We start from the raw sequence: 22,476 nt of genomic DNA, 5'->3' as shown, positions 1-22,476 counted from the left end.
TCATGGTAGAAAAACAGAGAAAAATGAAAAATGGTTCAAGGATTTTAATTGATGCGTTGTTGAAGCAAAAAGTAGAGATGATTTTTGGATATCCTGGTGGAGCGGTACTTCCTTTATATGATGCATTATATGATGGCGATATTCCTCATATTTTGACAAGACATGAACAAGGTGCAGTTCATGCAGCAGAAGGATACGCCAAAGCTACAGGAAAGCCAGGCGTCGTGATCGTAACTAGTGGCCCTGGTGCAACAAATGCTATCACAGGCATTGCTGATGCGATGAGCGATTCGATCCCGATGGTTGTTTTCACAGGTCAAGTCGTTACAGATGGTATCGGAAAAGATGCTTTTCAAGAGGCGGATGTCATTGGACTTACAATGCCGATTACTAAAAATAATTACCAAGTGCGGGAGACCAAAGAACTACCGAGAATCATTGAAGAAGCTTTTCATATTGCAACAACGGGCAGAAAAGGCCCAGTTGTAATCGACTTGCCAAAAGATATGACGATTATGGAAGCAGATGCAGATATTGAGGTCAAGCTTAACTTACCAAGCTACCAGCCAACGGTTAAACCTAATAAACTCCAAGTAAAAAAATTAATGGAAGCTTTGACTGTTGCAAAGAAACCCTTGGTATTAGTTGGGGCAGGTGTCTTACATGCTGATGCAGGAAAAGAACTGGTAGAATTCATCAACCAATATCAAGTGCCAACCTTGAGTTCGTTATTAGGATTAGGTGCTGTCCCAACAGATAATGAACTATTTTTAGGAATGGGAGGCATGCATGGTTCATTTGCGGCAAATATGGCTTTGACAGATTGCGACTTTTTGATCAATATCGGTTCTCGTTTTGATGATCGGTTGGCGAGCGCACCAAAAGAATTTGCACCTAATGCAATCATTGCTCATGTCGATATTGATCCGGCCGAAATCGGAAAAACGATCGATACCCAAATTCCAATTGTAGCAGATGCGAAAGAAACATTAAAAGAAATGCTAAAATTCGATATTAATTGTGCAGATAGTACTGAGTGGAAAAAATTAAATCTTTCCAGAAAAAAACGACATCCATTTAAATACGATAAAGAACAAAAAGCAGAAATCAAACCTCAAAAAGTTATTGAATTTATCGGAGAGTTAACAAATGGTGAAGCAATCGTGGCAACGGATGTAGGGCAACACCAAATGTGGGCCGCTCAGTTTTATCCTTTTAAAAATGAAAAACAACTTGTTACAAGCGGCGGATTAGGGACAATGGGCTATGGTGTGCCTGCGGCAATTGGGGCCAAATTAGGTTGTCCAGATAAAGAAGTCGTACTTTTTGTTGGTGATGGTGGATTTCAAATGACCAACCAAGAATTGGCTATTTTAAATGAATACAATATTCCAATCAAAATCGTGATTTTGAATAATCAATCATTAGGAATGGTGCGTCAATGGCAAGAAAGTTTCTTCAACGGTCGCCGTTCGGAATCAGTTTTTACCTCCCAACCAGATTTTGTGAAAATGGCAGAAGCTTATCATATCAGAGGGATTAGGATCGATGATCCTGAAACTGTAGAGGCTGAATTAACAGAAGCGTTTAAAGAAACGGGGCCTTTGTTGATCGAAGTCATGGTTTCACCTACGGAACATGTCTTACCAATGGTTCCAGCAGGCAAAGCAAACTATCAAATGCTGGGGGTGGACTAAAATGAGACGGATTATTACAGCAACTGTCAACAATAATTCTGGTGTCTTAAATCGCTTTAGTGGTGTTTTGACTCGTAGACAAGTCAATATCGACAGTATCTCAGTCGGACCGACAGAATTAGACAATGTATCTCGAATCACTATCATTGTCCAAGTGGCAGACTTAAATGAAAGCGAACAAGTCACTAAACAATTAAACAAACAAATCGATGTGATCAAAGTTTCCGATATTACAGATGAACCACATTTAGAAAGAGAATTAGCATTAGTTAAAGTCAATGCACCAGCAGCTGTTCGAGCGGAACTATTCTCTGTGATCGATCCATTTAGAGCAAATGTTATCGATGTTGGTACACGTTCAGTCGTGATTCAAGTCACAGGAACGAGCGAAAAAATCAGTGCGTTCGTTGATGTTGTCGCACCTTACGGCATTAAACAATTAGCACGAACAGGTGTCACCGGATTTACTAGAGGCAACAACTAAAAACAGGTCTTAAAGCATACGCTTATAAGCATAAAAAATTTGGAGGGTTCAAAAATGGCAAAAGTATATTATGATAACTCAGTAGAAAACAATCAATTAGAAGGAAAAACAATCGCAATCATCGGATACGGTTCACAAGGACATGCTCATGCACAAAATCTAAGAGATAACGGCAATCAAGTGATTATCGGGATTCGCGAAGGAAAATCAGCAGAAGCTGCTCGTAACGATGGTTTCGATGTATTATCAGTTGAAGAAGCATCTAAAAAAGCAGACGTAGTCATGATCTTAGCTCCAGATGAAATTCAAGGAGATCTTTATGACAATGAAATTGCACCAAATCTAGAAGCAGGCAATGCGTTAGCATTCGGTCATGGCTTCAATATTCATTTTGATGTAATCAACCCACCAAAAGATGTGGATGTTTTCTTAGTTGCTCCTAAAGGACCAGGACACCTTGTTCGTCGTACCTTTACAGAAGGATTTGCAGTACCTGCATTATTTGCTGTATATCAAGATGCAACAGGCAAAGCGAGTGATGTTGCGTTATCTTATGCAAAAGGAATCGGTGCCACTCGTGTGGGCGTATTAGAAACGACGTTTAAAGAAGAAACCGAAACGGATTTGTTCGGTGAACAAGCAGTATTGTGCGGAGGTTTAACAAGCTTGATCGAAGCGGGCTTTGAAACATTGACAGAAGCGGGTTACCAACCAGAGTTAGCCTACTTTGAAGTATGTCACGAATTAAAACTGATTGTTGACCTTATTTATGAGGGAGGATTTGAGAAAATGCGTAATTCTATCTCAAATACTGCTGAATATGGCGATTACGTTTCAGGACCTCGTGTCGTTACTGCTGAAGCCAAAGCCAACATGAAGGAAGTTCTAACTGATATCCAAAATGGCAAATTTGCAAAAGGATTCATTGATGATAACAAAAACGGCTTTAAAGAATTCAATCAAATGCGCAAAGAGAACGCTGGACACCCAATTGAAAAAGTTGGGGCAGAACTACGTAAAATGATGCCATTTGTTTCAAGAGAAGACTAAAATAGTAAATAGGGGTTGAGAAAGAAGTTATTTTTCTCAACCCTTTACATAATAAAGGGTGAGGAAAATTTGGTGAAATTAACAAAAGAAAATATCGAAGAAGCATACGGTACACTAAAAGATGTCGTAACGAAAACACCATTACAATACGATTTGTACTTATCAAAAAAATACAAATGTAATGTTTATTTAAAAAGAGAAGATCTACAAAAAGTTCGTTCTTTCAAATTAAGAGGAGCGTATTATGCGATTAAGCAAACGTCTCATGATATGCTAAAAAATGGTGTAGTTTGTGCTAGTGCTGGAAATCATGCCCAAGGAGTTGCGTACACTTGTCATGAAATGCAGGTCGCAGCTACGATCTTTATGCCGACCACTACGCCGCAACAAAAAATCTCTCAAGTGAAATTCTTCGGTGGAGACGAGGTAACAGTTCAATTGATTGGAGACACCTTTGACGCTTCTGCTAAAGCCGCTAAAGAATATGCTAAAGCCAATAATCAAGCCTTTATTGATCCTTTTAACGATTTAAATATTATGGCAGGTCAAGGAACTGTGGCAGTTGAGATATTCCAAGAAGCTAAGGCGTCTGAGTTTCAAGTAGACTATTTACTAGCAGCAATTGGCGGAGGCGGTTTAGTAGGTGGGGTTTCAACATATACGAAAAGTGTTAGTCCAACAACTTCAGTAATCGGTGTTGAGCCTTTAGGCGCTCAGTCTATGCGAGCGGCTTTCGATAAGGGCGAGCCAGTCATGTTGGATAATGTTGAAAAATTTGTTGATGGTGCTGCAGTCAAACAAGTTGGTAATTTAACCTATGAGCATGCTCTAGAGTATGTGGATGATCTATTAGCAGTTGATGAGGGACAAGTTTGTTCAACTATTTTGGAGTTATATACGAAACAAGCAATTGTTGTGGAACCAGCTGGAGCATTAAGTGTATCTGCGTTAGAGTTAGTCAAAGAGGATATAAAAGGGAAAAACGTTGTTTGTATTATCAGCGGTGGTAATAATGACATTAACCGTATGGAAGAAATCGAAGAACGTTCATTAATTTTTGAAGGGCTAAAACATTATTTTGTAATTAATTTTCCACAACGCCCGGGTGCATTAAGAGAGTTTGTGACAGATATTTTAGGTCCCAATGATGATATCACTCGTTTTGAATATACAAAAAAAGTCAATCGTGGAACAGGACCAGTTGTGTTGGGAATATTATTAAAAGATCAAGAGGAACTACCAAATTTACTGAAAAAAATGGCTGAGTTTGATCCTAATTATATTGATCTTAAGGACAATCCTTCGCTATATGCATTACTTGTCTAACGAGTAAACGAAAAAAATAGCAAATAGATCACTTAGAGAAAGTTGAAAATCCGTTTTATTAAGGGGGCTATTTTTGAAATTAGCTTAATTGGGAAAACAGCAATAACTGAAAAAACTGTCAAAGACACAACGCTTGAAAAACAGCAGGAGAGATCACTTTTGTTTATACTCCAAACAATGTAACTTATTCGTTCTCAAAGAAAAGATGAGAACGGTGAATGGGCGGGAAAATGTTTGATGACAAAACAACGACAGATTTTACAGTGGACAAAAAACATATTATCTGTCTAGCCTGAAAAAATATATGAAGATAAAATGTATCATTTAACAATTATTTGGATATTAGAAAATGCTCCGTAAACAACAATAAAACTTGTAATATCGGATTGAATAATCTGTAAGATTAAATTCTTGCATATTGTTCAATCTTTTTTATTTTGAATTGTCTAAAATTTACTTAAAAAAGTCAAAAAATGGAGTGAGAGCTCTTGCCATTTGTTAGGAAAGAACGTATATTTAACTTACTACATTAAATCGGTCAGAAAAACTACGACCGTCAAAGAACATGAGCCAGATAGAAATTTTTTTACACTTCAACAGACCACCTTTTTTTGGTCAAACGCGACTTATTTTTTCTATCATCTATCCATTTTAATATCATGTTTCCTTTGTTAAAAATTACTCGAAATATAAAAAAGAATACTAGTAAAGTTGGAAAATATAAATGAATAATAAAAAAAGATTAGAAAATCGCCGTTATATTACGGGGTTCGATGGGATTCGAACCATTGCAGTCATTGGTGTGATTCTCTATCATTTGTTCCCTAATATAATGCGTGGGGGCTATTTAGGCGTCCCTATTTTTTTTGCAGTCTCTGGATACTTGATTACTGATTTACTAAGACAAGAATGGCTTCAAACTGAAACAATTGATGTTAAAGGGTTTTATATTCGAAGGATGAAGCGACTTTATCCTGGACTTGTTGCCATGCTGGTCGCAGCTTCAGCGTATATTGTACTCTTTCAAAGAGATTTATTGAATAACTTACGCAGTGTAGTCGCCAGCAGCGTACTTTACTATAATAACTGGTGGCAGATTTTCAGAGGTTTTTCTTATTTTGATCGATTTACAACTCAGTCGCCATTTACTCATATTTGGTCGTTAGCTGTTGAAGCACAGAATTATTTGATTTGGCCTTTGTTATTTATTGTTCTTAAAAAGTATGTTAAACATAGTGGTAAGATTTTTGGTTTGATTATGACCCTAGCCGTTGGTTCAGGGATTTTGATGGCAGTTCTTTATAGTCCAGGAGCAGATCCAACGAGAGTCTATTATGGAACAGATACACGACTATTTTCTATTTTAATGGGAAGTGGTTTGGCTTTTGTTTGGCCAAGCTACCGATTAAAAGAAGAAATTCCGATAAAAGCTAAAACTTTATTGAATGGTGTAGGAATTGCCTCTTTAGCAGTTTTATTGCTCTCTTTCTTATTCCTAGCAGATCATTTTTCTTTTGTTTATTACGGAGGGATGTTTATTGTCAGCATCTTTGCGACAATGTTAGTTGCAGTTACGGCGCATCCAGGTGCTGATTTGAACCGTTGGCTGACAAATCCAGTATTTACTTGGTTTGGTAGAAGAAGTTATGGTATTTATTTGTATCAATTCCCAATTATGATTTTTTACGAAGCAAAAATTACAAATCTAAGTGATCATGTGTTCCTTCATTCTTTAATTGAAATTGCACTGATTTTAGGAATCAGTGAACTTTCTTACCGTTTTATTGAAAAGCCCTTGGGTAAGTTTTATTATCAATATACATGGTTTGCTATCAAAGATTTTTTCCAGAAACCATGGCTTACGGTCCCTAAAGTGACTACGTTGATCAGTGTGGTTTTATCCTGTTTTGCTCTTTTTGCTTTTGCTATCGCACCTTCAAATGAAGTAACTGCTGATCAACAGCAATTACAAAAAAATATTGAAGCAAACAAAAAGAAAGCAGATCAGCGAAAAGCCGAAGAAAAAGCGAAAAACGAAGGAAAGACTACAGAGTCTACAAAACAATCAGCTCAAGAGTCAGAAGCTAACTTTGATTTAACGGCAGAAGAAATTAAGAAAGCACAAGAGATGGAGATCACGGCTTTCGGAGATTCGGTTATTCTGGATGCAGCCGCTGGACTGCAAGAGATTTTTCCTAAAATGATTGTTGATGGTGAAGTTGGTAGACAACTTTATACGAGCACACCGATCATTGAAAAATTAGATAAAGAAAAATTGTTGAAAGAGAATGTTTTAGTTGGTCTGGGAACGAATGGGTCATTTACTGAAGCTCAATTTGATGAGTTTATGACAGCAATTGGTTCTAAGCGTAAAGTTTATTGGATCAATGTTCGCGTTCCAACACGTCGATGGCAGAATGAAGTTAATGCAATGTTAGAAACTATGAAAAAGAAATATAAAAATCTAGTTGTTATTGACTGGTACGGTTATAGTAATGAACATGATGAATGGTTTTACGATGATCGTGTCCATCCTAATGTAGATGGTCAAGTAAAGTATTCGAGTTTTATTGCGAAACAAATTTTAAAATGACAAAGTACTGTGTTAAAGAGTATTGATTTAAAATCAATTACCTGACTGCAGTGATAGTATAACTTTTAACTAAATGGCCTTTTCCTAATAAAGTTTTAGGAAAAGGCTTTTTATCGTGTCTGAAAGATGATGAGGTGTTGGAAATGTGATGCAACCAGACAAGCAATTTAAGAGGTAATTTCTATAACCCATATGACTTCTACGGTATATTCTTTATTAGCTATAAAGATAAACGTACATTAATTATATTTGAATTGATCACTAGATGAAACTCTGATTCTGGCCATTTATTCGTTCACTTATGAATAATTAGCAAAGAAGTTCCAAGTCGAGCGGCTATAAAAAATGTGAAACATAAATCAGCTAATTTACTGATTTATGTTTCACATTTCTTATTTATGAGAGAATTAATTGATAAGCAAATCGTTGACCATCAGCCACAGGCAATGATAACTCACCTTGATAATGAAAGCCAGCTTTTTTAATTAGATGCTGCATCGGCTTATTATCTGGATGAGTATCGATTCGAATGTCGAATTGATTATTTAATCTCGCAGTAGTAATTAGTAAGTTCATTAAAAGTAATGCATGTCCTTTACCGTGATATACAGGATCAATGGCAACGCGATGAATCACGACATAATCCTTTGATGCCTGTTGCCAATGACCATTTTTTATCTGTTCATAAGGTTCTTCAATGTCAGATGAGATAATCCCGAGGCCAGCAATTTCTTGATCGACAATCAAAACATAACATTGTTGAGTGGCAATATCTTGTATCAATTGTTTTTCATCTGGACCCTCACCGTTTTGCCATTGAGGAATAGTATGAGCATGGAGAAACTGACGAGCTGCCCTAATAATGTCCATTATTTTGGTTAGATCAGTTGGAGCAGCTTTTCTTAAATAAATTGCCATAACAGTAGTCTTCCTTTTATTGAATAAAATATTATTTTTTGTAAGAGTTCTCAGGTTTTAATTGATAGATTTTTGAGGGGCGTCCGATGCCAACAGGACGTTCTCCAATTTCTTTAAAATGATGAAGCATGGCTTTTTTAAAGTTTGAGTGATCAATGGTTTTATAATCAATACCGGAAAATTTAGCGAAAACTTTTCGGGCTTCTGTGATTGTAAAGTCTTTTCCTAAAACTTGTAAAACCTGAGGATCATGTTCCATTTTATTGGCAACTCGATTGAAAGCCTTCAGGATGATTTCACTATGGTCAAAAGCCAAAGTATCTTTTCCAGTTGAAGCTCCGGTATTCAAATCCAAAATAATTTCTACATCATCGTTTGTAAGGAAAAGCGTGCCTTCTTTGCGTTCCATTGTAAACCAGCGAACTTCTTTAGCATCATCTCCAGCAATCAATGGTTCTTCACCTATAAATGCGAGGTAACTAACTGTTACTACCCAACCACGTGGGTCACGGTCAGGTCTGCTGAAACTGTGCAGTTGCTCGATGTTGTCTTTGGAAATCACGACACCAGTTTCTTCCTTTGTTTCTCGCAACACACTTTCACCAGTTGACTCATTACGATTTACAAATCCGCCAGGCAATGCCCAAGAATTTCTGTAGGGATGACTTTTTCGTTTAATTAAAAGTATTTTCAGCTGATCTTCTTCTTTGTTATAGCACATTAAAACAATATCTACAGTCAGAGAAGGCTTTTCATATTCAGGAAGTTCTTGTTGGTGGTACCATTTTAGAAAGTCAGCTTCATCAGCTTGTTGTTCATAATATTGCTTTTCTTCTTCCTTTGAACTAAAGTGTGTCAAGTTATTCATCCTCTCTAAATAAGATAAAAGTAATTTTTACTTTATTGTATCATTATCATCAGGAAAAACAACTAAACACGTGTTTTTCTTTCAAGAAAATCAATCTATTTCAGGAACCATCACTTTTTGGTTAACCTTTATTTGTAAAAGGTTGACAAAAGTGTTTGGAAATAGTATTTTTAATTATATAAAATATAATTTATCGTTTGGAGAGAAAAAATGAAAACTAAAGACATGACTAAAATTGCAATTATGGTCAGTATTATTATTGTTTTAGGTTTTTTTCCACCTATTCCAATTAGTTTTTTACCAGTGCCTATCGTGATTCAAAACGCCGGATTTATGCTTAGTGGATTACTGTTAGGTAAGAAAAACGGTACGATTGCAACAATGCTTTTCCTACTTCTTGTTGCAATCGGTTTTCCAATTCTAGCTGGTGGTAGAGGGGGAATGACTGTCTTTTTCAGTATCACAGCAGGCTATCTTTTAGCGTATCCATTTGCTACCTTTTTTATTGGCTGGATGAGTGAAAAATTTAATCCAAATAATCAAAATAGTGCGTATGGATTTGGCATTACTTTATTATTTGGCGCTTTATTTATTGATTTTTGTGGCGCAGTTGGAGTGAGTCTTTTATCAGATGTTACACTGTCAAAAAGTTTGTTGGGAAGTCTAGCTTTTATTCCTGGCGATACGATGAAAGCATTTCTAACTGCTATTATAGCAAAAAGGATTTCAAAATCGCTTTCCAAAAGGGGAAACTAGTTTGGCAAATATATTTGGATTAACGATTGATAACAATAGTCGATGCATTCATTATGATTCTTTAGTGGATGTGATTGCCAATAAATGTTACTTTTGCAGAAAATATTATGCCTGTTTTCACTGTCATGATGAATTGGAAGAGCATAGGTTCATGCCTTGGCCAAACTCAGATGTGTCAAAAGCAAAAGTAGTTCTTTGTGGCGTTTGCCAAAATGAAATGACTGCTAAGGAATATAAGGAGCAAACGGAATGTTTAAATTGCGGACATTTGTTTAATCCCAATTGTTCAAGACATGCGTCTATTTATTTTAATTAGATGAGCGTTTTATAAAAGAACTGAACAGAGCAAAAAATGCTCTGTTCAGTTTTTTTGTGTTATTCATTTATTCTTCAATTTTTGTCCAAAAGCTTTGGACAAAACTACACTTTCATCTTCTTGTAACCGTATAGGAGAGCGTTTACAATGTAGAAGACAAGAAAAGCTCTATCAAAAAAGTGATCTGCGCAGATCAAAAGACTTAATATTTTTCTTGTTTTCAGAAGAAGGAGGAAAACAATGGATCAAACTCAAGGGAATATAAAAGTGAAAGTTCAGCAGTTCGGCAGTTTTCTTAGTGGAATGATTATGCCGAATATTGGGGCATTTATTGCGTGGGGCATTTTGACTGCCTTATTTATCCCTACTGGCTGGTTTCCTAATGAACAATTGAATGAAATAACAGGGCCGACAATTACTTATTTGTTGCCGATCTTGATTGGATTTACAGGTGGACGATTAGTCTATGATATTCGTGGCGGAGTCGTTGGAGCAATGGTCACGATGGGAGTGATCACAGGAGCTGACATTCCAATGTTTCTCGGAGCAATGATGGTTGGACCTGCTGGTGCCTATTGTATTAAAAAATTTGATGAATTAGTTGATGGTAAGATCAAACCGGGCTTTGAGATGTTAGTCAATAATTTTTCATCTGGTATTTTAGCATCAATTTTAGCGATTATTGCGTTCTTGATCGTTGGCCCAGCTGTTGAAGGATTGAATAATATTTTGGCAACGGGTGTTGGCTTTTTAGTTGAGAACGCATTGCTTCCTTTAGCAAGTATCTTCGTTGAACCAGCAAAAGTATTATTCTTGAATAATGCGATTAACCATGGTGTGATTAGTCCAATTGCGATTGAACAGGCTGCACAAAGTGGTCGTTCTGTTTTGTTCTTATTAGAGTCAAATCCTGGTCCTGGATTGGGGATATTATTGGCTTATACGATCTTTGGACGAGGCAGTGCAAAACAAACTGCTCCTGGAGCGATGATCATTCATTTTTTAGGCGGTATTCATGAAATTTATTTCCCATATATTTTGATGAAACCTGTATTGATTCTCTCTGCAATCGGTGGTGGAATGGCAGGTGTGATGACTTTTTCACTATTTAACGCTGGATTAGTAGCACCTGCTTCACCTGGGAGTATTTTTGCAATTTTGGCTATGACGCCGCGAGATGGTTATTTGGGTGTCTTTGCAGGAATCGTTGTAGCGACAGTCGTTTCATTTGCTATCTCTGCTGTTGTTTTAAAGACTTCAAAAGTGGCAGATATAACTATTGAGGATGCTTCTGAAAAAGCGAGTGCTTTAAAAGGTCGCAAAACGATGACACCAGAAGTGCAAACAAGCTTTTCTACTGCTGAAAAAATGAGTGATACAGTTGAAACATTTGCCCATACGAAAAAAATTATTTTTGCTTGTGATGCAGGGATGGGATCTAGTGCAATGGGTGCTTCTGTTTTGCGAAACAAGGTGAAAAAAGCGGGATTACCGATTGAAGTTGTCAACTCAGCTATAGCACAATTACCAGAAGATGCGGATATTGTAGTGACTCATAAAGATTTAACTACACGAGCAAAAGAAAAATTACCTAAAGCGTATCATGTATCTGTTGATAATTTTTTGAGTAGTGATAAATATGATGAATTAGTTGAAAAGTTATCAGTCGTTAAAACATCTGTTTAAATAATAACGTTTTTGAGAGGAGAATTCCATGTATCTTTCAGCAAGAGCTCGGCTAATCATGGAACAGCTGTTGACCAATAATCGGCCTGTTTTTATTAATGAATTGGCTGAAGATTTACGTGTTAGTCCACGAACTATCCGGCGTGATTTAAAGGAAGTTGAAAGTATCTTGGCTTCTTATCAGCTTAAGTTTACGAAAGAGCATGGAGTCTTAACCTTGATTGGACAGGATTCTGATAAACAACGCTTCCGCTGGCAATTAATGGATTTATCCTATAGCGACTATAGTCCAGAAGAACGCCAACAGAAAATTCTTAAAGTGCTTTTAAAAGAAGAGAGCATAAAATTGGTTGGGCTTGCGAACGATCTAAATGTTACGATCTCAACAATCAGCAATGATCTGACTAAAATTGAAGAACGACTACCGAACACAGTCAAAATTGAAAGAAGAAGAGGCTTTGGTGTATCGCTAAAAGCTGATGAAGCACAAAAAAGAAGTTTGATGAGTGCACTTTTTGGGGAACAATTTCCCGATTATCGATTACTAAAATTTTTCCAAGAAAAATCTCGAGATCTGGCTACCAATGATTGGGTAGAAGATCGCTTACTTGATTTAGTTAGTGAATCACTATTAAAAAAAGTGGAGCAAAGTGTTAAAAATTGGCGTAGTAACACTTCTGAGGGAATCAATGATGAAGCGTATGCGAATTTGATTGTACACATTTCAATTTCAGTTGAACGAATGATTGCAGGAAATTTCATTCAACCAAATGGAACCAGCGATAAAATGAGGGACTATCCAGAATTTATTGCAGCACAGAACATGCTAGCTGATATTTTAGATATGGAAGCAGAATTTGTACCTGTAGGTGAAGCAGCTTATGTGACGACCCATCTTAGAGGTCTGAAAACCACTGAAAATTCGATTTACTTCATGGAAAATGAAGAATTGGAAGTAATGATTTTAGTTAAACAATTAATTACTAACGTTGAAGCTGAACTTAATCAAAAATTACCAAAAGAACTTTTAACAAAAGGACTGATTGCTCATTTACGTCCTACCCTAAGACGATTGCGTCAAGGCATGCGAATTTATAATCCATTGATCCATTCGATCAAACAAGATTATGCGGATCTCTTTGAAGTGGTCAGGCGAGCGTTCGATCAAGTGTATCAAGAAAAGTCAGTCCCGGATGAGGAAATTGGCTATTTGGTTTTGCATTTTGGTTCGGTACTATTGCAATTAGAAAGTGAAAATAGTTTTTCGGGATTAGTTGTATGTGCTAGTGGTATTGGTACGTCAAGGATGTTGGTTACTCGATTACGTCAGCGAATTCCTCAATTGAAAAAATTAGAAACAGTTTCCTTATTTGAATTAGGAAAAAAGAAAGCGGAAGGTAGTTATAATATCATTATTTCTACAATTGATTTAGGTCAAGTGGATTTTGATTATTTCTTAGTTTCACCTATTTTAACTGAAAGAGAACTCTCTCAAATTAGTGTATTTTTGAAAAGTTTGCATAGTGGATACCATAAAAAAATTGCACAAGAAGAACAAGCGGTGCAGTTAACGTTACTTGAAGCAACTCATTTTCTAGAACAACAACAAGTCTTCGCTTCGATTGTTCTCACAATTTTAAAGAATTTTAGCTATTCAAAGTTAAACGAAAACCTAGGAACAATGGAAGATACGATTAGGGTCATTTGTACACAGCTTTTGGAAAAAGTACCGGAGTTAGACGTTGAGTCATTAGTCAGCACTTTCTTATACGATGGCAATTGGAAAGCATTTGGTATACCTGAGACAAAAATTGGACTATTTCATGCCCGTAATGAATCAATCAAAGAACCTTTTTTTCAATTATTTTCATTAGAGCAGTCTATCTACATTGAAACGATGGACCATACAAAAATGCTAATTGATCGAATCGCTTTACTGCTAGTTCCTGAGAAATTTTCACAAGAAGGTTTGGAAGTAATTAGTTATATCAGCACTTTGTTTGTTGACAATAACCAAATGATTCAGCTTTTGGAGAATGGTATGAATGAAGAAGTCACGACGTATTTTATTCAAAAATTATTAATTTATTTAGAATCGAGGAAAAAATAATATGTTGACATTAAAACAAGAAGATATAGTATTGAATAAACGTTTTTCCAGCAAAAAAGAAGCTATCGAAGCTGCGGGAAAACAATTAGTAAGTCAGGGATATGTGTCTATAGATTATATTCAAAAAATGGTTGAACGAGATAGACTAACGACAACCTATATTGGTAATATGGTTGCAATTCCACATGGAACAGATGATTCAAAAGTTTTAATCAATCAGTCAGGAATCGTCATTTTACAAGTACCTAAAGGTGTAGAATTTGATGGAAATGAAGTGCGTCTGATCATTGGAATCGCTGGGTTAGGAGATGAACACTTAGAATTATTGTCTAGTATTGCCCTAGTTTGTTCTGATATGGAAAAAGTAAGACAGTTGATAGCTGCTGAAACGAAAGAAGAGATCATTGGACTATTCAAAGAAGAGGTGAGAGCATGACAAAAGTAGCTGTTCATTTTGGAGCTGGCAATATTGGTCGAGGCTTTATTGGTTGGTTATTAGTTCAAGCTGGTTATGATGTGATCTTTGCTGATGTAAATGAAAAAATCGTAGCACAAATTAATGAACAAGGGCAATATGACGTGATTTTAGCAAACAAAGAGCAAGAACGTTTTACAGTCAAAGGAATCAAAGCAATTAATAGTATGACTGAAACAGAACAATTAGCGGCATATATTAGTGAAGCTGAGCTGATCACAACCGCGGTTGGTCCATCCATTTTGCCGAGAATAGCAGAAATCATTGCTAAAGGGATTGAATTAAGAAGCGACTCAACACACTATTTAACGGTGATCGCATGCGAGAATATGATCGGAGGCTCTGAAATACTTCAATCAGCTGTGTTGCCATTATTATCAGCTGAGGCTAAAGCATATGTTAATAGATTTGTTGCTTTCCCTAATTCAGCTGTTGATCGGATCGTGCCAAACCAACAGCATGAAAATCCTCTAACTGTAACGGTAGAGCCATTTTATGAATGGCTAGTAGAAGCACCGATAAATGAAGGAAATGCACCAAAAATCACTGGACTAAACTATGTACCAGATTTAACGCCTTATATTGAGCGTAAATTATTTACTGTCAATACTGGACACGCTGTAACAGCTTATTTTGGTCATATAAGAAACATAGAATCAATCGAAGATGCGATTCACAATGAAAAAGTTCTCTTCATCGTACGTAGTGCGTTAGAAGAAACAGGGGCTTTGTTAGAGAAAAAATTTCAGTTTTCTCACCAAGAGCATCAAGCGTATATTGATAAAATTATTGATCGATTCAAAAATCCTTATGTTTCAGATTATGTGACTCGTGTTGGACGATCACCGATTAGAAAAATCGGAGAAAATGATCGCTTTATCCAACCAGCAAGACAATTTGTAGAGGCCTTTAATGAAACACCGAAAGCTTTAGCAATTGCAATTGCTGCTGCAATGAAGTTCAAAGAACCTACAGATGCAGAGGCTTGTGCATTACAAGAAGCGATTAGAGAGCAAGGTTTGGATCAGACGATCGAATTATATACAGGCTTAAAACCTTATACGAAATTATTTGAGAAAATCCGCATGTCTTATCACGAATTAGTATAAAAAAAATACTTAATCAAGCAACGGTGGCTTGGTTAAGTATTTTTTATATCGCTATTGAGTCAACTCTAATAATTTACTCTTTAAATCTTCTTCCATATGGCCTAATTCGATTTCAGCTGCACGGCGTTTTTCTTTACCTTCTTGCTGGATTCGTAAGGTTTCTTGGATTGTTTCAACTAAATCGTTTTGAGTTTTTTGAAGTGTATCGATATCAACAATGCCACGTTCATTTTCTTTCGCAGTTTCGATTGCCGAAATTTTAAGCATTTCAGAATTTTTCTTCAATAAATCATTTGTTGTTTCAGATACTTGACGTTGTGCTGTAACAGCATCTTTTTGACGTAAAAGAGTCAACGCGATGACTACTTGGTTTTTCCAAAGTGGAATTGCAGTATTGATTGATGCTTGGATCTTCTCAGCTAAAGCTTGATTGGTATTTTGAATCAAACGAATTTGTGGCGCTTGTTGGATCGTGATTTGACGTGCTAAGCGTAAATCATGCGTTCGCTTATCTAAACGATCCAAAAATTGTGTATAATCATTGGCGATTTGAACATCCATTTGATCACCAGATTCTTCCGCTTTTTTCATTGCTTCAGGGATGATTGTCGTTTGAAGTTCTTCCATCTTTAATTCACCAGCTGCGATGTATATATTTAAGGCATCAAAATAGTCTTTGTTCTTATTATATAATTGATCCAACATTAAATTATCTTTTAAAAGACCATTTTTTTCATGATCTAATTTGATTGAGATCTTGTCGATTTGAGCACCAATTTTTTGGTATTTTGCCGTGATTTCAAAAACAGATTGTTTTACTTTCCCAAGCATTTTTGAAAAGAAGTTTCCTTCACCAGCTCTAAGCTGATCAGGATTCGCTTCACTTAATCGGTACATTAAGTCAGTTAATGAATCACCAACAGGGCCAATGTCTTGTGCTTGTACATGATTTAACATTGATTGTGAAAATTCACTTAATTTTGTTTGGGCTGCAGACCCATAAGTGATGACAGCCTGTGAATCTTGAACATCGATTTTTGAAGCAAGTTCTCTTGCTTGAGCTTGTCTATCGGCTGGTAACTTATCAACTAAGCGGTCAGCAACTTGCTTATCTTGCAAAGCAGAAATCTCACTTTGTTGTGTTGTTGTTAATGAATCGATAGGTGTTGAAAAAGGGTTATTTAATAAATCATCCAGTGTATCATTTACTGGGGTTACATCTTTTGAGTCATTTTCCATTATGATTCCTCCTAAATTTAAAAGCGAAACAAATCAGTTAATTCTGTAGAAAATAGGAGATTACTCTGAAATAATCAATTCTTCAAAGTAATCTATTTTTCTAGGGAGTGATTTGTGTAGCTAAATAATGTTATAGTAGCTCCATTTCGCATTGTTACCTCTGTACCAAACAACCATGTTTACCTGAGATCAAGCTTTGATGTTAAAGTATCAAAGCTTGATTTCGTTGTATTTTTTTACTTGTTTCAGGCAACTACTCATTATTTTTATTTTCATTATCTCTTTTTAAGCTATTTTTAGCAACGGAAATCTCAACATCCAAGTCCTCTAAATCTTCTGCTACAAATTGTTCGTAGTCTTTTTTGATCAATTTAGAGACTTGATCGATAATTTGAGCACTTTCTTCTAGTTTTTCGTAGGTTTGTTTATTTTTGATCTCATGATCGTCTATCTCTAAATATTTACCTGTTAAATCAACTAAATTAGGTAAGTGGGTATAAAGAAAGTGATTAGCTAAGTGTAATTTTTTTGGATCTTTGACTAATTCTTTAAATAAGGCTTTTGAGACTTTTAACGTATCATTACGTAAGTCGATCGCTCTTAATTTAGTAGAAGCATTCATATTTTCTTGTAACTGAACAATTTGTTTTTTAGTCGTATTCATTGTATCGCGGAAAAAATCAATTTCTTGATCCGTCATGCCAATCGTTTCATAGTGTTCTTCTCTAGACTTTGTAAGATTAGGCAATTGATCTTCTTTTTTTCCAACCTTGTTCTTCGTGCCAGTAAAAAGTAGGACCATTAGAATCAAAAGAACCACGACAACTGCTGGCATATGTATACCAGTAATAAAACGCAGAACTAAACCTGCTAAAAATAAATAAGCAATTATTTGAATAAGTTTTCCTTTTCTCATTTATATTCCCTCCAATCATTTATTCCATCGAAAGTTACTATCCTCCGCTATATAAGTTATTTTAGCACATTCTAGGCTAGAAAGAATATCAGTCCAAAGGTTGATTTTGATATTTAGAGAAAATGTAAGAAATGACAAGGGAAAATAGCGTTTTTTACTACTTTAGATGTAGAATGAACTAAATTGTTCACAAAAAAGTCAAAAAGAAATATGATGAAAATTAGGAAACGTGAGGTATAATGAAAGTGAATGATTAGGATAAAAGGAGAAACAGTGTGAAAAAATTTAAAATCATGACCATATTGATAGTGGGATTAGTGATCACAGGCTGTTCTGGACGTAAAGTTGTGGAAGAAGTAGACGATGACGTTTATATAGAAGAAACAAGTTCTGAGGAATCGAGTTCTTATGGGGACGATGAAGTGTTCTACGAACCTAGGGATAAATCTGCAACAAGTGGTACGCTAGACGAGAATAAAGCGGCCACCGAAGAAACGAAAGAACAATCAGATGAATCAAAAGGTAAGCTAGAAGTAATCAAAACCAAAAATGGAAACTTTAAAGTAGAATTAACAGAAGGCTGGCAGTCAGTAGAAGCCAAAGAATTAAGTGATAATGCCGACGTTAGTTTAAAGAATGCTGCGAATGAAGAATACTATATGGTGCTAAGCGAAGCAAAAAAAGATTTTGACAGTTTCGATGCATTCAAAAGCTCTGTTGATCTATCTGATTTGGGCGAAATAACGGATGAAAAGAAAGAAACGATCAAGTACAATGAACTAAAAGGTGAACGTCGTAGCTTTATTGCAAGTAAAGATGGTGTGGAAGTTTACTACATCTACGATTTAGTAGAAAGTAAGGATCATTATTTGCAGTGTATCAGTTGGACACTGGCAGAAAAAAAAGAGAGTAACAAAGCCGATTTAATCAAAGTCATGAACTCTCTGGCTGAATTGCAAAAATAAGTAGATACAGATAAACTAAAAGGAGAAACAAGACTATTTATATAGTCCTGCTTCTCCTTTAAACTTGTGTGTTGTTGAATGAGGCTATTCCAATTTTGATTTACTGGTATAATTAGATGAAATCTTTCATTTATTGAAAAGTTTAATTAAGTATTAATAAATAAAGAAGATATCTTAAAATAGCAAGTTATAGCAAAGAAAAGATTCACAAAAAGAACGATAAGTGATAAAATTTCAAAATTAAGGTATTATATCCATAGAAAGATTGGTGAAGGACATGATGAACTTTGAAGAGTTTGAGGAAAAGACGATTTCCAGAAAAGAGATATTTAAAGGACATATAATTGACGTTGTTTTAGACGAAGTACGTTTGCCAAATGGCGAAACGAGCACACGTGAATTAGTATTTCATCCAGGAGCTGTTGCGGTCATTCCTATTACGGCTGATAATAAAATGATCATGGTTAAGCAATTTAGAAAACCAATGGAAAAAGTTCTTTTAGAAATCCCTGCTGGTAAAATTGATCCAGGTGAACATGACCATCCAAAAGAAACGGCAGAAAGAGAGTTAGAAGAGGAAACTGGCTTTCGAGCAAATAAGTTTACCTTTGTGACGTCTATGTATGTTTCTCCAGGATTTGCTAATGAACTACTTCATATTTATTATGCCGAAGATTTAGAGAAAGTTCCTAATCCCCGTCCTCAAGATGATGACGAAGTATTAGAATTATATACAGTAACATTAGAGGAAGCGAAAGCAGAAATTGCCAGTGGCCTAATTTGTGATGCAAAAACAATTTTTGCCGTGCAGTATTGGGAACTGCAGCAACTAAAAAAGCTGCTGAAGGAGGATAAACAATGAGTAAAGGTCCGCTGGTCACTCGGACAGAATTACGGAAACGAAAAGAAGAAGCTGACAAAGAAGCACAAAGATTATTTGAGCAAGAACAAAAAGAAGCTGACAAAGAGTACCGTAAAAAAGAAAAAGAAATAGCTAGTTTTTACCGAAAAGAACACAAGAAGCAAAAGGAAATTACTAAATCACGTTCAAATGAGCAAACAAAAATTCGTGAGCGCAGTAGTACACTCACGAAAGCTATTATTGTTGTGGCAATTTTGTTGGCTATTGTAATATTTATAGTATTGAATTTATAGAGAAGAGGAAATCACGATGAAAATTGGAATTATCGGTGCTATGGATCAAGAAGTAAAAATTTTAAAAGAAGCGTTATCTGATACTCGATCTTGGGAAAGAGCTGGAGCAGTATTTGTTTCAGGTTCTTTGGGGCGTCATGAAGTGATTGTAGTACGTTCTGGGATCGGCAAAGTATTATCTGCTGTTACGACCACTTTATTGGTTCATCAATATGGTGTAAATATGGTAATCAACACAGGATCAGCAGGTGGTATTGGACAAGGTCTATCTGTTGGCGATGTCGTAATAGCAGATAAGTTAGCTTATTTTGATGTAGATGTTACTGGATTTGGCTATCAGCCAGGACAATTACCAGGAATGCCATTGTATTATGAATCAAGCGACTATTTAAAACTTGAAATGAATAAAGCCGCTGAAAAAACAGGCATGTCAATTCATCACGGTTTGATCGTAACAGGAGATTCTTTTGTTAACGATCAGAAAAAAGTAAAAGAAATCATTACCGAGTTTCCAGAAGCGTTAGCTTGTGAAATGGAAGGTGCGGCAATTGCTCAAGCAGCGGCGCAATTTAATATTCCCTTTTTAGTTGTTAGAGCTATCAGTGATACAGCAGATCATGAAGCTACTCAAACATTTGATGAATTTATTGAAGAAGCAGGAGAAAAATCTGCGCAAATGGTGATTAATTTTGTGAAGCATCTGGTTTAATTTATCATATTATTGTTTGGAGGTCTTAGGATGAAAGCATTGATTTCAATAGATTATACGAATGATTTTGTCGCAACAGATGGTACTCTTACAACTGGGCATGCGGGCCAAGCGATTGAGGACTCTTTAGTTGAAGTGACAAAACTATTCACTGAAAATAAAGACTTTGTGGTCTATGCTATTGACCGACATGATCAAAATGATCCTTATCACCCAGAGAATAGCTTGTTTCCGCCGCATAATATTGCTGGTACGATTGGGCGAAATCTATACGGAGAACTTGCTAATATTTATGAAAAAAGTCGTGAGCAAGCAAACGTTTATTGGATCGATAAGCGACACTACTCAGCTTTTAGTGGAACAGATTTAGATATACGCTTGCGTGAAAGAGCGATCACAGAGATCCATTTAGTTGGTGTTTGTACGGATATCTGTGTACTGCATACGGCTGTGGATGCTTATAATTTAGGGTATAAAATTGTCATTCATAAAAATGCGGTCGCAAGTTTTGATCCAGTTGGACATGAATGGGCGTTACGTCATTTCAAACAAACATTAGGAGCACAAATAATTGAATAGAATCTGATCGGACGAGACGAAAATGTCTATCTCTGAGAAACAAGTAGGTATTGTACAATAATTTCAGCCTATTTCCGAAGAGTTCAACTCTTAGAAGTTGTTGTGTGAGGGGAATAAAATGTACTTAGCTTTTTTCTCGCTGTTTATTTGGGTTTAGAGCCAGAAACAAAACTGCTGTTTAGTTTCTGGCTCTTTATTTTCTGTAAAAAGTCCAAAAAGGGTCACTATTTTTGTATTAAGTAGGCAATCGCGATTATAATTAAAAGGAACCATACAACTATCAATCAGAATGGAAGTGATCGAATGCAGGTACTAAAAAAAGAGGTTTCCGAGTTCGAACTGTTTTATGATTTGATTTTTGCTTATGCAATCAGTCGTATTGCATCAATTCTATTTGTTGGTGCAGATCAAGTGCTATCCTTCAAAAGCATGGGTGAGTTTCTAATGTTGACACTAGTTTTTTGGACGATTTGGACGTACCAAACTGTTTTTGCTAACCGATTTTCTATTAAGAATAAGATAAGTGCGCTATTTTTATTTTTTGATATGTTCTGGGTAATTATTTTGGCTCAGTCGATCAATGTTGATTTTGAGAAGACACATTTTACATTTGCAGGAGCAACTTCTATTTTATTTTTCAGTATTGCGTTGCAGTATTATTTGAAAATGAGAAGTACGGAAGATTCTGTTGTTAAAAAGTTATGTTATCAATTAGCGATTATGTTATGTGCAACTGGGTTGATCGGGTTTATCACAATTTTACCGTGGGGAGCTTATTCTATTCGTTTTAGTGTGTATGCGATTTCTATTTTTATTACAGCATTTTTCCCGATAGTTATGAAGAAAAATTTGGAAGACTTTCCTACGAATTTTGGACATTTAACGGAGCGTTATAGTCTATTTACGCTATTATTATTTGGTGAAGCAGTGATTGCAGTTGCCAATACGATCGTTTTTAATAAAATAAGTATTGGTAGTGTCTTGTTCTTTCTGATGGTTGTTGTAATGTTTCTTTTTTACAATGCAGTGTATAAATCAGGGATCGAGCGACAAAAAGAAACAGCCGGTTTGGTTTTGATCCATTCGCATTATTTTATTTTCGTTGGCCTAGGTTTGTCACTTGTTTTGTATGAAAATTATGTAGAAGCGCAGATCAAACCACTTTTCTTTGTACTTTGTTTGGCTGCTAGCTTAGCTTGTTTCTTAGGCGGAACGATTGTTAATATGATCATTTATACAAAAAAAGAGCATAATTACCTTCCGTTCATTAGTAAAAGTGTGATTTATTTTGCGATATGGATCATCATTAGTTTGCTTATCCAAGATTTTATACCGCTATTTTTATTCGTGAATGTGGTATTTTTATTGTTTTTACTTTATAAGGTTAAACAAGAACTTATATAGGGAACAAGAAAAAAATCCTTAGTCGATTTAAAAATAATCGGTTGGGGATTTTTTATTTTTTCCACAAGGATATAGCCATGTTCATCTTCAACTTATTCGTTATTCTTCACTTGAAAACCTA

Annotated in this window: 21 protein-coding genes; 17 read left to right on the top strand and 4 right to left on the bottom strand. The window is 35.8% G+C overall.

Annotation, left to right across the window (positions count from 1 at the left end):
• Window positions 1-2: 2 nt before the first annotated feature.
• From ilvB to I583_RS09555, 5 genes are all read left to right on the top strand, one after another.
• Entirely contained in the window at window positions 3-1,697 is a 1,695-nt protein-coding gene (gene ilvB, locus I583_RS09575) for a biosynthetic-type acetolactate synthase large subunit (protein WP_010760687.1), read from the top strand.
• 1 nt (window position 1,698) lies between these two features.
• Window positions 1,699-2,181, top strand: coding sequence for an acetolactate synthase small subunit (gene ilvN / locus I583_RS09570; RefSeq protein ID WP_010760688.1), 483 nt, complete (start codon window positions 1,699-1,701; stop codon window positions 2,179-2,181).
• 54 nt (window positions 2,182-2,235) lie between these two features.
• Window positions 2,236-3,231, top strand: a complete 996-nt coding sequence (gene ilvC, locus I583_RS09565; protein ID WP_010760689.1) for a ketol-acid reductoisomerase — start codon at window positions 2,236-2,238, stop codon at window positions 3,229-3,231.
• 72 nt (window positions 3,232-3,303) lie between these two features.
• Complete coding sequence (ilvA, locus tag I583_RS09560) at window positions 3,304-4,557, top strand: threonine ammonia-lyase IlvA (protein WP_010760690.1); 1,254 nt, start codon at window positions 3,304-3,306, stop codon at window positions 4,555-4,557.
• A 724-nt stretch (window positions 4,558-5,281) separates the two neighbouring features.
• Window positions 5,282-7,150 carry an acyltransferase family protein gene (locus tag I583_RS09555; protein WP_010760691.1) on the top strand — a complete coding sequence of 623 codons (1,869 nt, stop codon included), beginning with the start codon at window positions 5,282-5,284 and terminating at the stop codon, window positions 7,148-7,150.
• A gap of 396 nt (window positions 7,151-7,546) precedes the next feature.
• Here the strand turns inward: I583_RS09555 and I583_RS09550 are convergent, their stop codons facing one another.
• Entirely contained in the window at window positions 7,547-8,020 is a 474-nt protein-coding gene (locus I583_RS09550; RefSeq protein ID WP_244264865.1) for a GNAT family N-acetyltransferase, read from the bottom strand.
• Window positions 8,021-8,099: 79 nt separating this feature from the next.
• Window positions 8,100-8,927, bottom strand: coding sequence for an NUDIX domain-containing protein (locus I583_RS09545; RefSeq protein WP_010760693.1), 828 nt, complete (start codon window positions 8,925-8,927; stop codon window positions 8,100-8,102).
• Between the two features lie 219 nt (window positions 8,928-9,146).
• On the opposite strand from I583_RS09545, the gene I583_RS09540 reads away from it, so the two are divergent.
• The 6 genes from I583_RS09540 (at window position 9,147) to I583_RS09520 (ending at window position 15,388) form a co-directional block, all read left to right on the top strand.
• Window positions 9,147-9,692, top strand: coding sequence for a biotin transporter BioY (locus I583_RS09540; RefSeq protein ID WP_010760694.1), 546 nt, complete (start codon window positions 9,147-9,149; stop codon window positions 9,690-9,692).
• Between the two features lies 1 nt (window position 9,693).
• On the top strand, window positions 9,694-10,008 hold the full coding sequence (locus I583_RS16495) for a CHY zinc finger protein (RefSeq protein ID WP_034696696.1): 315 nt from the start codon (window positions 9,694-9,696) through the stop codon (window positions 10,006-10,008).
• A 240-nt stretch (window positions 10,009-10,248) separates the two neighbouring features.
• Entirely contained in the window at window positions 10,249-11,694 is a 1,446-nt protein-coding gene (locus I583_RS09535) for a PTS mannitol transporter subunit IIBC (protein WP_010760695.1), read from the top strand.
• A 28-nt stretch (window positions 11,695-11,722) separates the two neighbouring features.
• Window positions 11,723-13,804, top strand: coding sequence for a BglG family transcription antiterminator (locus I583_RS09530; RefSeq protein WP_010760696.1), 2,082 nt, complete (start codon window positions 11,723-11,725; stop codon window positions 13,802-13,804).
• Between the two features lies 1 nt (window position 13,805).
• Window positions 13,806-14,240 carry a PTS mannitol transporter subunit IIA gene (locus tag I583_RS09525; RefSeq protein ID WP_010760697.1) on the top strand — a complete coding sequence of 145 codons (435 nt, stop codon included), beginning with the start codon at window positions 13,806-13,808 and terminating at the stop codon, window positions 14,238-14,240.
• Complete coding sequence (locus I583_RS09520) at window positions 14,237-15,388, top strand: mannitol-1-phosphate 5-dehydrogenase (protein ID WP_010760698.1); 1,152 nt, start codon at window positions 14,237-14,239, stop codon at window positions 15,386-15,388. The genes I583_RS09525 and I583_RS09520 overlap by 4 nt, the downstream gene beginning before the upstream one ends.
• 51 nt (window positions 15,389-15,439) lie before the next feature.
• On the opposite strand, the gene I583_RS09515 is transcribed toward I583_RS09520, so the two are convergent.
• Window positions 15,440-16,627 (bottom strand): toxic anion resistance protein, encoded by a 1,188-nt coding sequence (locus tag I583_RS09515; protein WP_010760699.1) that lies wholly within the window; start codon window positions 16,625-16,627, stop codon window positions 15,440-15,442.
• Between the two features lie 253 nt (window positions 16,628-16,880).
• Window positions 16,881-17,543 (bottom strand): 5-bromo-4-chloroindolyl phosphate hydrolysis family protein, encoded by a 663-nt coding sequence (locus I583_RS09510; RefSeq protein WP_010760700.1) that lies wholly within the window; start codon window positions 17,541-17,543, stop codon window positions 16,881-16,883.
• 275 nt (window positions 17,544-17,818) lie between these two features.
• Between I583_RS09510 and I583_RS09505 the strand changes: the two genes are divergently transcribed.
• The 6 genes from I583_RS09505 (at window position 17,819) to I583_RS09480 (ending at window position 22,355) form a co-directional block, all read left to right on the top strand.
• Complete coding sequence (locus tag I583_RS09505; RefSeq protein ID WP_010760701.1) at window positions 17,819-18,508, top strand: hypothetical protein; 690 nt, start codon at window positions 17,819-17,821, stop codon at window positions 18,506-18,508.
• 277 nt (window positions 18,509-18,785) lie between these two features.
• Window positions 18,786-19,370, top strand: a complete 585-nt coding sequence (locus I583_RS09500) for an NUDIX domain-containing protein (RefSeq protein ID WP_034682907.1) — start codon at window positions 18,786-18,788, stop codon at window positions 19,368-19,370.
• Window positions 19,367-19,663 carry a cell wall synthase accessory phosphoprotein MacP gene (macP, locus tag I583_RS09495; protein WP_010760703.1) on the top strand — a complete coding sequence of 99 codons (297 nt, stop codon included), beginning with the start codon at window positions 19,367-19,369 and terminating at the stop codon, window positions 19,661-19,663. The genes I583_RS09500 and macP overlap by 4 nt, the downstream gene beginning before the upstream one ends.
• 16 nt (window positions 19,664-19,679) lie before the next feature.
• Window positions 19,680-20,372, top strand: coding sequence for a 5'-methylthioadenosine/adenosylhomocysteine nucleosidase (locus tag I583_RS09490; protein ID WP_010760704.1), 693 nt, complete (start codon window positions 19,680-19,682; stop codon window positions 20,370-20,372).
• Window positions 20,373-20,402: 30 nt separating this feature from the next.
• Window positions 20,403-20,951 (top strand): cysteine hydrolase family protein, encoded by a 549-nt coding sequence (locus tag I583_RS09485; RefSeq protein WP_010760705.1) that lies wholly within the window; start codon window positions 20,403-20,405, stop codon window positions 20,949-20,951.
• Window positions 20,952-21,254: 303 nt separating this feature from the next.
• A complete protein-coding gene (locus I583_RS09480) occupies window positions 21,255-22,355 on the top strand; it encodes a low temperature requirement protein A (protein ID WP_010760706.1) in 1,101 nt (366 codons plus the stop codon).
• Window positions 22,356-22,476: the final 121 nt, after the last annotated feature.

It is taken from the genome of Enterococcus haemoperoxidus ATCC BAA-382, assembly GCF_000407165.1.
In the GTDB taxonomy this organism is placed as follows: Bacteria; Bacillota; Bacilli; order Lactobacillales; family Enterococcaceae; genus Enterococcus_L; species Enterococcus_L haemoperoxidus.
This window is presented reverse-complemented; position numbering and strand designations above follow the sequence as displayed.